Here is a 9,819-nt window from a genome sequence, read left to right as displayed (position 1 = left end):
GCCAATGCCCGGGCAATCGCTACCCGTTGTTGCTGACCGCCGGAAAGCTGATGCGGGTACTTGTGCGCGTGGGCCAGCAGTCCGACCTTGTCCAGCAGCGCATAGGCGCGTTGTTCACTCAAGGGTTTTGCGCCGCCGTGGAAGCGCGGCGCCAGAGTAATGTTGTCAAGAATGCAGCGATGGGGAAACAGGTTGAAGTTCTGGAAAACCATTCCGATATGCCGCACGCCACTACGAACCCTGGCGCTGTTGGGGGTGTCGTTGGAACCGATGAAGCTTTCGCCGAAAAGCATGATCTCGCCTTGATCAATACTTTCCAGTCCATTGATGGTGCGAATCAACGACGTTTTACCTGAGCCTGACGGACCAATGATCGAAATCACCTGACCACTGCCGACTGTCAGGTCGATGCCCTTGAGCACCTCGTGATTGCCATAGCGCTTGTGGATCTTCTCCAGTTGTAGAACCGGTACCGCACCGCGGTTGACCGGGAGGCCGGCAGTGCTGGTCAGTGGTTGGGATTGGGCCTTGAGTCGGGTCACGGCGGTTTCGTCGAGGGTTTGCGGCTTGCGTTGGTTCAGATCCAGATGGCGTTCCAGTCGCTGCAAAAACCAACCGAACACGCTGACGATAAACACGTAATACACCGCTACCGCGCCGAGGGTTTCCATCACCAGGAAGTTCTGCGCGTACAGGCGCTGGCCGACGGTCAGCAGTTCGGTCAGGGAGATCACTGAGATCAGCGACGTCAGTTTCACCACCGTGATGTATTCGTTGATCAAGGTCGGCAAGGAAATGCGAAAAGCCTGAGGAATCACGATCAAACGCTGCAAGCCCAGGAAGCCGATACCCAGCGCACGCCCGGCTTCTTTCTGACCCTTGGCGACCGAAATCAGGCCGCCGCGATGGATCTCTGCCATATACGCCGCTTCGGTGATCACCAGCGCGAACAACCCGGAGTAGAACGGGTTGGACAGGACCGAGCCGGTCATCGGGAATAACTGCGGCAGGTTATAGACGAAGACCACCAGCACCAGCAGCGGAATGCTGCGGAAGAACCAGATATAAGCGGTCGCCGGAAGTCTGAGCCAGACCGAAGTCGACAGTTTGGCCGAGGCCAGCACAAAGCCCAGCAGCATGCCGATGAACCAGGCCAGGGCACTGAGCTCGATCACAGTGACGCAGGCTTGCCAGAAGGCGGAATCTGCGAACAGGGAGAAGAAATACGTCCAATCGAATTGCATAAGTACCTCGAACCGCATTGAAATCTTCGCGGGTAAGCCGCTCCCGCAGGGGGAGCGGTATTTTTGTAGGCGTGTGCTGGCCCGCGAAGGGGCGTTGCCTTAGTTGGACGCTTCTTCCAGGTTGTACTTCTTCAGGATAGCTGCGTAGTCACCGCTTTTTTTCGCGGCATCAAACGCCTTGAGCAGCGCCTGATAGGTCTCGTCATTGCCTTTCTTGACGAAGATGCCGAGGGTTTGCGGATAGACCAGATGCTGGGAGGTGACCACTACACGACCGTTGGTGTGCTCGGCGATCATCTTCGCCGCACCGGCGATTTCCATTTGGGCCTGGATGTTTTTCGACAGCAGGGCCTGGGTCACTTCCGGTGCCGACGGGAACTCGCTGACAGTGATGGCGCCCTTGTTGTTCGGCACGCAATAGTCGGTCGAGAGTTTCTTCAATTGAGCGACCCAGGTGGTGCCTTGTTCCAGTCCGACTTTCAGGCCGCAGAGGTCTTCTGGGGTTTGTGCATTCAGCGTGCTGTCTTTCGGCGCCATGATTGCCGCGCCCGTTACGGCGTAGCCAATGGTCATGGCTTGAGTCTGACGCTCTGGCGTGATGTACATGCCGGAGATGATCGCGTCGTAGTGCCCGGAGTTCAGGCCGGAAATCAGATTGGGGAATTTGGTATCGACGAACTCCGCCTTGGCTTGCATCTGCTTGGCCAGGGCTTGAGCCAGTTCCGGATCGGAGCCGACGATATTTTTCTGGCTGTCATAGGACTCGAACGGCGGATAGGTGATTTCCATGCCGATTTTCAACTGACCCGGTGTGGCGGTGGAAGCCATGCTGGCGGTTGCACAGAACAGGCTGGCGGCGAGCAGGGACAAGCGGGCAGCACGGTTATTTTTGTTAAGCATTTTCGGTGACTCCGATTAGAAAGTAGTGGCCGACAGCAATGATCAGGACGGTTGTGTCTGATTTTTCAGGTGCCCGAAGCTCGAAGGCTTACGCGCCTTCTCCGGCAACATGATTTCTCCGTTTTCCACCCGCTTGCGCAGGTATTGGTAAGTTTGCAGCGCCTGGCTGTACATGTGTTCGCCAATGGCGATCTGCTCATACTCCTGCCCGGTCTTGGCAAAGCCTGGCAGGGGTTTGATCTGGGTATGGAAGTCGCAGGCATAGAACAGCGGGAAGGAGTAGCGCTCTTCGCTGACACTGCGGACACGGTGAGCCGTTGCAACGAATGCACCCGCGGTCATGACTTCGAGCATGTCGCCGATGTTCACCACGAACGCCCCTGGAACAGGCGGTGCATCAATCCACTGGCCTAGATTGTTCATCACCTCCAGCCCGGGTTTGTCAGCCAGCAAAATGGTGAAGCATTCGTAGTCGGTGTGTGCACCAATCCCGGGTGCATCCTGTGCCGTTCCATCGAACGGGTAGTGGATCAGACGCAGCTTCGAGGGCGGCCGGGTGACCATGCTGTCGAAATAGTCTTCCTCCAGGCCCAATGCCAGGGCGAAGCCCCCGAACAGCCGTCGACCGAGGGCGAAGATCGCGGCGTAGTAGGCCTGCACGGCTTCCTTGAAACCTGGCAGTGACGGCCATTCATTCGGCCCGAGCAGCGGCGTGTTAGCCAGTACCAGCGGATCGTTTTCCGGGACTTCGAAGCCGATGTCGAAGGCTTCCTTATGATCCGGTTTGCCCTTGGCATAAACCTCTTCACCTTCCGGGACAAAGCCCTTGTGAGTCTTCGAGGTGCCGATGTAGTGCTGCATCTTGGTTTCCAGGGGCTGATCGAAATAGTCCTTGGCTGCCTGGCGCAAGTTGGTGATCAACTGCGGATCGATGCCATGGCTGGTGATATAGAGAAAGCCGACGTCACTGGCAGCCACCCCGAGTTGCTCTGCGACGACCAGCCGATGTTCCCGTTCGATGCTGAACAGACCGGCGATATCCACCACCGGAATGCTCTTGAAGTTCGCTTGGGGCGTAGTGTTATTGATCTGCTCGGACATGTTGCAAGCACCTCACGTGAGGGTTGAGTGATTGAAGCGATCGAAGTGTTCGCGCTCTGTATTGGCCATCCATATATTCAGCGACCACAGGTCGGCGACCGGCACATTGGTGAAGGGTAAGTGGTGCAAATAGCCGTCGGCACCGAACTCAGGCGTCAGGGTGCTGACCTGATAGCCGCGAGCCTGTTGGGAGCGCCAGACGGCTTCCCAGTGCTGTTGATGGAAGGCCAGTTCCTGGGCGTATTCCGGGGCGGCGGGATGGGGAACCTGCGGGCCTTGGTCATAGCCGACGCGGGCCTGGATATGGTGTACGCGCTCGACGAAGGCACTCAGGTCATCCGCCGGATCATTCAACAACCGCTCGCACGTCACGACCCAATGGCTGATATCGCTGGTGAACCGCAAGTCGGGTAGCTGCCGGATCAGTTCAAGCGTCAGCCAAGGGTTGAACAGTGAACGTGAGCGGTGGGTTTCGAAGCTGCACAATTGCCCGTGCTTGCGTGCAAGCGCCATGGCCTGGCCGAAGAACTCCACCTGCTGCGCCAGCGGCCAACGGTCATTGCCGGCCAGCACATTGACGAAGCGTGGATTGAGCTCGGCAGCCCAAGCGAGCTTTTTGTCCAGATCAAGAAGGTGTTCGGTGGGCGACGCGGATTGTTCCGGCAGCACGTCATAGGCGGTAAACACGGTGCTGATGTAAGCCAGTGCATTGGCTTTTAGAAAGGCGCCGAACTCGGCTCGTTCGCGGACGTCCAACGGCAGGCGAGCTTCCATGCCATCGAAGCCGGCTTTCAGCAACTCATCGAGGGCCTGGGCCTTGCTCGCGCTATAGCCCCAGAGGGTACGAAATATTTCCAGTTTCATCGGTGAACCTCCACGACGCCTTGAACTACTCGAGGCTCGACGCCGGTGCATGACCGAATCGAGCTGTTATGGCAGTAGCAAAAGGTTTTCATGAGTCGGATCTCAGGGATCCGTTTTCACTTACGTCGCTGTCAGCTTTTATTGTTATTAGGACCGCAGTGCGGTTACAGGTCACGTTGGTGCTGATGGTAGACATGGGGTGAAACAGAGAAAAATAGGAAACCCCAAATTGTTACTTCAGGATTTTATAAACAAATAGGCGCCTATCAATACTCGCTGCTTTCGTGAGCATTTCACTGGATATGCTATCGTTGCGGCATCATCCATGACGATCAACGAGAATTCCCGCATGAAGCTGGCTGTCTGGACGACAGAACGCATTGCTGGCTGGAAGCAACTGCTGCTGGCCGGCCTTTTCTGTTTGTTGAGCCTTCCTGTATTCGCCGAGTTGCAGGCGCCAGCGAGCATGGCTGATCAGCGCGCCATGTCGGTCACGCAAGTGGTGTTGGGAATCCTCAGCTACGCTCGCTGGCCGGTGGAGCCGGCGCAATTGCGTTTATGCGTGGTCGGTCCCACCGAGTACACCGACGATTTGCTCAAAGGCACTACTCAAGCCACGGGTCGTCCGGTGGTCGTTCGGCGACTGTTGGCCAATTACCCGGCGATCGCCAGCGAGTGTGACGCAATCTATATCGGCAAACTGACCAATGAAGAGCGCAGCACGCTCTTCGCTTCTTTGACAGGCCATCCGGTGCTGAGTATCAGCGAGGGCGGCGATCAATGCACGGTAGGCAGCCTGTTCTGCCTGCGGGTCAGTGACAATCAAGTCTCGTTTGAGGTCAACCTCGACTCGGTAGCCCGTAGTGGTGTACGCGTTCACCCCAGCGTCTTGCAACTCTCTCGCCGTAAAGCGGCGGCCCCATGAGCCTGTTCAGGTCCGGTAACCGCCCAACGTTGAAATCGGTCATTGGCCGTGGGCACCTGATTGTCGCGTTGGTTGGGGTGGCCATGGCCAGTCTGTCCCTGACCTTGCTCGGGGTACTGGCCTTGCGGGTGTATGCCGATCACAACCTGCAGCTGATTGCCCGTTCGATCAATTACACCGTGGAAGCTGCAGTGGTGTTCAACGACAGCGCGGCGGCGACGGAAGCGCTGGCGCTGATCGCGTCCACAGAAGAAGTGGCCGATGCCCAGGTGTTCGATGAAAAGGGCCAACTGCTCGCGCGTTGGCAGCGACCGGAAACCGGTCTGGTTTCCGAACTGGAAATGCAGATCGCCCGAACGCTTCTGGAAAAACCGATCAATATGCCGATCCTTCATCGGGGTCAGGAAATCGGCAGCATCCTGCTGACCGGGCATGGCGGCAGTCTGATGCGCTTTTTGCTCAGCGGTCTGGCCGGGATTGTCTTGTGTACGGCGGTCAGCGCCTGGGTCGCGTTGTATCTGGCACGACGCCAACTACGAGGGATTACCGGCCCACTGCGCAGCCTGGCCGAGGTCGCTCACGCGGCGCGCCAGGAGCGGGCCCTCGATCGTCGTGTGCCGCCAGCACGCATTGCCGAACTCGACAGCCTGGGCAACGACTTCAATGCCTTGCTTGATGAACTGGAGTCCTGGCAAACCCACCTGCAAAGCGAAAACGAAACGCTGGCCCACCAGGCCAGCCATGACAGCCTCACCGGATTGCCGAACCGGGCGTTTTTCGAAGGTCGGCTGATCCGTGCATTGCGCAACGCCAGTAAACACGATGAGCGGGTTGCCGTGCTGTTTCTCGATAGCGACCAGTTCAAGGGTATCAATGACAACTTCGGTCACGCCGCTGGCGATGCCGTGCTGATTGCCGTGGCAACCCGAGTCCGGGCGCAATTGCGTGAAGAGGATCTGGTCGCGCGCCTGGGGGGTGATGAGTTTGCTGTGCTGTTGACTCCGTTGCACAACACCGAAGACGCCGAACGTATTGCCGAAAAGATCATCGCCAGCATGGAGCTGCCGATTCAGTTGCCGGGCGATACCCAGGTGTTGACCTCACTCAGCGTTGGCATTGCCATTTACCCTGATCATGGCGCCACGCCGGGTACCCTGCTCGACGCCGCCGATGCGGCAATGTATCAAGCCAAACGTCTCGCTCGAGGCGGGCAATATACGGCAGGGTCGGAGCACCTTGTCGCCAACGTTCAAACCAGGAGTTAACAGCCTTGTTTTCACTGACCCAGCGTTCCCTGCGATTCTTTACCTTTACCTTGCTCATGGCCGTGCTGGCATTGACCGGATGCCAAACCGCACCGCAAAAAGGCCTCAGCCCGGCGCAGATCGCGGTGCTCAAGCAACAGGGTTTCGAATTGACCGAGGACGGCTGGGCCTTCGGTTTGTCGGGCAAGGTGCTGTTTGGCAGCGACGTTGATCACCTGAACGCGCAAAGTACCGAAATCGTCGAGCGAATCGGCAAGGCATTGCACGGTGCCGGCATTGAGCGCGTGCGGGTCGATGGCCACACCGACACGTCGGGTAAAGAGGCCTATAACGAGCAACTTTCCCTTCGCCGCGCCAAGAGTGTCGGCGAGGTGCTGACCAGCGTTGGCATGCGGGAAGAGAACATCCGACTGCGCGGCCTGGGCAGCGCCGAGCCGGTGGCATCCAACACCACCGTCGCCGGACGCACCGAGAATCGCCGGGTATCGATCGTGGTGAGCGCTGACTAGTCGGCGAAGTGCATCGTTCGGGTTTTCCCCATCAATAGCGCCTGATTCTGCTCGGTCACGGCGCGGATGCGTTTGCATGCCATAAGCCGGGTGCGTCCCGGTTACTATCGACGTGCCTTAACTCTGATTCATTCGATAGACCATTGCGCTCCAGTAACGGTTGCCATTGCGTTTCTGGCGAGTCCATCCGGCAGCCTCCAACTGCTTGGCGATCATTCGATTCATGACTCCATGACCGAGCAACAGGACCGGGCCTGCGCTCGCAAGGGATCGAAGTTGTTGAGCGGCCTCGTTGGCCCGAATCCTGGCCTGACGGAAAGACTCGACCGTCCCTGAGAAGCCGCATAACCATGAGACTCGAAGGATAAATGCCCACGTAAACGGTGAAAGACGGGGCAGTGTCCAGCGGCCATGGGGCAACTGCGCCTCGCAGAAAATCGCGTCTACCAGTGTGGGCTGAAGGCCCAACGCCCGAACGGATGTCAGAGCCCGAGGCGCACTGCTCGATACAATCACTTGGGCGGTAGCGGCCAGTTGCACACTCGCCTCTGGAGCAGGCTGGTCGATGATTTCGGATAGGTTGTATTGCTCGATCCAGCGTTTCATATCAAGCGCTGAAACCTTGTTGACCACGGCCAGATTCGGCTGCCCATGGCGCATCAGGATGATCTCCCTGCTCATGTGTTTACGTCCTTGTTTTACTGTCCCAGGAGTGCTGAAAATGCACCCGGCGGGGATTTGAAGCATGCTGATCGTGCCGGTATAAACCGCACATTGAGGCGTGAGATTATCATCTGGACGTTAGGTGAAGGGAGCGACATTTGCAGCTTGCGTGAACGAGCTCCATACCCCCAAAGGCACCTGCCAATGCCCTTCGATGTCACAAGTTGCGTACCAATCCCTGTCATCAAACCTTGGCAAAGGCCTGCGGACCTCGTTACGACGCCGCTACCTGATTCCTTGAAGGGTTGTCAGTCGGCGAAGTACATCGTTCGGGTTTCCCCCATCAATAGCGCCTGATTCTGCTCGGTCACGGCGCGGATGTAGTCCCACAACAACGTGATTCGCTTGAGCTTGCGCAGGTCCTCGCGGCAGTACATCCAGAACTGCCGGGTGATGTTGATTTCCTCCGACAGCACTGGCAGCAGTCGTGGATCCTGGGCCGCCAGGAAACACGGCAGAATCGCTAGCGAGCGGCCTTGCTGCGCGGCGACGAATTGCGCAATCACGCTGGTGCTGCGCAGGTTGGCGCTGGCGCCGGGTAGTACATTCGCCAGGTACAGCAGCTCCGAGCTGAATGCCAGATCGTCGACATAACTGATGAACTGATGCTTGCCCAAATCTGCCGGGCGGCGGATGGGCGGGTGTTGGTCGAGGTAATCCTGGGTCGCGTACAGCTGCAAACGGTAGTCGCAGAGTTTGCAGCAGACGTAAGGGCCGTGTTCCGGGCGTTCCAGGGCGATGACAATGTCCGCCTCGCGCTTGGACAGGCTGATGAAGTGTGGCAGCGGCAGGATATCCACCGAAATCGCCGGATAGGCATCGACGAAGTGGCTGAGCTGTGGGGTGATGAAAAAACTCCCGAAACCCTCGGTGCAGCCCATCCGCACATGGCCGGATAACGCCACGCCCGAGCCGGACACCTGCTCGCACGCCATGTGCAGCGTGCTTTCTATGGATTCGGCATAACCCAGCAAACGCTGGCCTTCGGCGGTCAATACGAAGCCATTGGTCCGCGACTTCTCGAACAACAATGTCCCCAATGCACCTTCCAGCGAGGTGATCCGTCGTGACACGGTGGTGTAATCCACGGCCAGGCGTTTGGCAGCGCTGCTGGCCTTGCGGGTACGGGCGACCTCGAGGAAAAACTTCAGGTCGTCCCAGTTCAACGAGCCTAACGATGTGATGTTTTTTTGCATGTTGGACCGGCTTTTATGTGCGTTCTTATTAGAAGTTTGCACATCTATACTCCAAAAACAGTCCGACAACCAACTCGCGACACACGCCTCATTACAAGGCGACTTTTCTCGCCTTGGCTCCCTGCATAACAACAAGTCCAGGAGACCAGCATGAACGCATCGCTCACGCCAGAAACCACTGTGCAAAAGGTCAAGCTGTTGATCGACGGCCAATGGGTCGAGTCCCAGACCACCGAGTGGCACGACATCGTCAATCCGGCAACCCAGCAAGTGCTGGCTAAAGTGCCGTTCGCTACGCCTGCGGAAGTCGACGCTGCGATCAGCGCCGCTCATCGCGCTTTCCAGACCTGGAAGCTGACGCCGATTGGCGCGCGGATGCGCATCATGCTCAAGCTTCAGGCGTTGATTCGCGAGCACTCCAAGCGCATCGCCGTGGTTCTCAGCGCCGAGCAGGGCAAAACTATTGCCGACGCTGAAGGCGATATTTTCCGTGGCCTGGAAGTGGTTGAGCACGCGTGCTCCATTGGCAGCCTGCAAATGGGCGAATTCGCTGAAAACGTCGCGGGCGGTGTTGATACCTACACCCTGCGCCAACCGATCGGCGTCTGCGCCGGCATCACGCCGTTCAACTTCCCGGCGATGATCCCGCTGTGGATGTTCCCGATGGCCATCGCCTGCGGCAACACCTTTGTGCTCAAACCGTCCGAACAGGACCCGATGTCGACCATGCTGCTGGTGGAACTGGCCATCGAGGCTGGCATTCCAGCCGGCGTGCTCAACGTGGTTCACGGCGGCAAGGATGTGGTGGACGCGCTCTGCACCCACAAAGACATCAAGGCTGTTTCGTTCGTCGGTTCGACTGCAGTCGGTACTCACGTCTACGACCTGGCCGGCAAACACGGCAAACGCGTGCAATCGATGATGGGCGCCAAGAACCACGCGGTGGTGCTGCCCGATGCCAATCGTGAGCAAGCCCTCAATGCGCTGGTCGGTGCCGGTTTCGGCGCTGCCGGTCAACGCTGCATGGCCACCTCGGTGGTGGTGTTGGTGGGGGCGGCCAAGCAATGGCTGCCAGACCTCAAGGCCCTGGCG

10 protein-coding genes are annotated in these 9,819 nt (G+C 58.2%); 4 read left to right on the top strand and 6 right to left on the bottom strand.

The features are described 5' to 3' along the window. From AC1DH9_RS12775 to AC1DH9_RS12760, 4 genes are all read right to left on the bottom strand, one after another. The coding region (locus AC1DH9_RS12775) for an amino acid ABC transporter permease/ATP-binding protein (protein WP_477808259.1) at window positions 1–1,244 on the bottom strand (1,244 nt) is incomplete at its 3' end. 99 nt (window positions 1,245–1,343) lie between these two features. Further along, a complete protein-coding gene (locus AC1DH9_RS12770; protein WP_427542016.1) occupies window positions 1,344–2,144 on the bottom strand; it encodes an ABC transporter substrate-binding protein in 801 nt (266 codons plus the stop codon). 42 nt (window positions 2,145–2,186) lie between these two features. Next, window positions 2,187–3,245 carry an isopenicillin N synthase family dioxygenase gene (locus tag AC1DH9_RS12765; RefSeq protein ID WP_427542013.1) on the bottom strand — a complete coding sequence of 353 codons (1,059 nt, stop codon included), beginning with the start codon at window positions 3,243–3,245 and terminating at the stop codon, window positions 2,187–2,189. A 12-nt stretch (window positions 3,246–3,257) separates the two neighbouring features. After that, on the bottom strand, window positions 3,258–4,109 hold the full coding sequence (locus AC1DH9_RS12760; RefSeq protein ID WP_427542010.1) for a sugar phosphate isomerase/epimerase family protein: 852 nt from the start codon (window positions 4,107–4,109) through the stop codon (window positions 3,258–3,260). A gap of 349 nt (window positions 4,110–4,458) precedes the next feature. Here AC1DH9_RS12760 and yfiR point away from each other — a divergent pair, with 349 nt between their 5' ends. Genes yfiR through yfiB form a run of 3 tightly spaced genes read left to right on the top strand, consistent with a single transcriptional unit; the run spans window position 4,459 to window position 6,808 of the window. Beyond that, entirely contained in the window at window positions 4,459–5,034 is a 576-nt protein-coding gene (gene yfiR, locus AC1DH9_RS12755) for a regulatory sequestration protein YfiR (protein WP_427542007.1), read from the top strand. Then, window positions 5,031–6,299: a diguanylate cyclase DgcN/YfiN gene (gene dgcN, locus AC1DH9_RS12750; protein WP_427542004.1), complete on the top strand. Its 1,269-nt coding sequence runs from the start codon at window positions 5,031–5,033 to the stop codon at window positions 6,297–6,299. The genes yfiR and dgcN overlap by 4 nt, the downstream gene beginning before the upstream one ends. 5 nt (window positions 6,300–6,304) lie before the next feature. Further along, window positions 6,305–6,808, top strand: a complete 504-nt coding sequence (gene yfiB, locus AC1DH9_RS12745; protein WP_427542001.1) for an outer membrane lipoprotein YfiB — start codon at window positions 6,305–6,307, stop codon at window positions 6,806–6,808. A gap of 117 nt (window positions 6,809–6,925) precedes the next feature. Here yfiB and AC1DH9_RS12740 read toward each other — a convergent pair whose 3' ends face one another. Beyond that, window positions 6,926–7,489 (bottom strand): histidine phosphatase family protein, encoded by a 564-nt coding sequence (locus tag AC1DH9_RS12740; protein WP_427541998.1) that lies wholly within the window; start codon window positions 7,487–7,489, stop codon window positions 6,926–6,928. A 290-nt stretch (window positions 7,490–7,779) separates the two neighbouring features. Continuing rightward, a complete protein-coding gene (locus tag AC1DH9_RS12735; RefSeq protein WP_427541995.1) occupies window positions 7,780–8,727 on the bottom strand; it encodes a LysR family transcriptional regulator in 948 nt (315 codons plus the stop codon). 150 nt (window positions 8,728–8,877) lie between these two features. Here AC1DH9_RS12735 and mmsA point away from each other — a divergent pair. Next, window positions 8,878–9,819, top strand: a 942-nt coding sequence (mmsA, locus tag AC1DH9_RS12730) for a CoA-acylating methylmalonate-semialdehyde dehydrogenase (protein WP_477808258.1), incomplete at its 3' end; no start/stop codon positions are given.

It is taken from the genome of Pseudomonas sp. 05T35 (assembly GCF_056396605.1).
The sequence above is the reverse complement of the archived record's forward strand: the minus strand, read 5'-3'. Positions and strand labels throughout refer to the sequence as shown.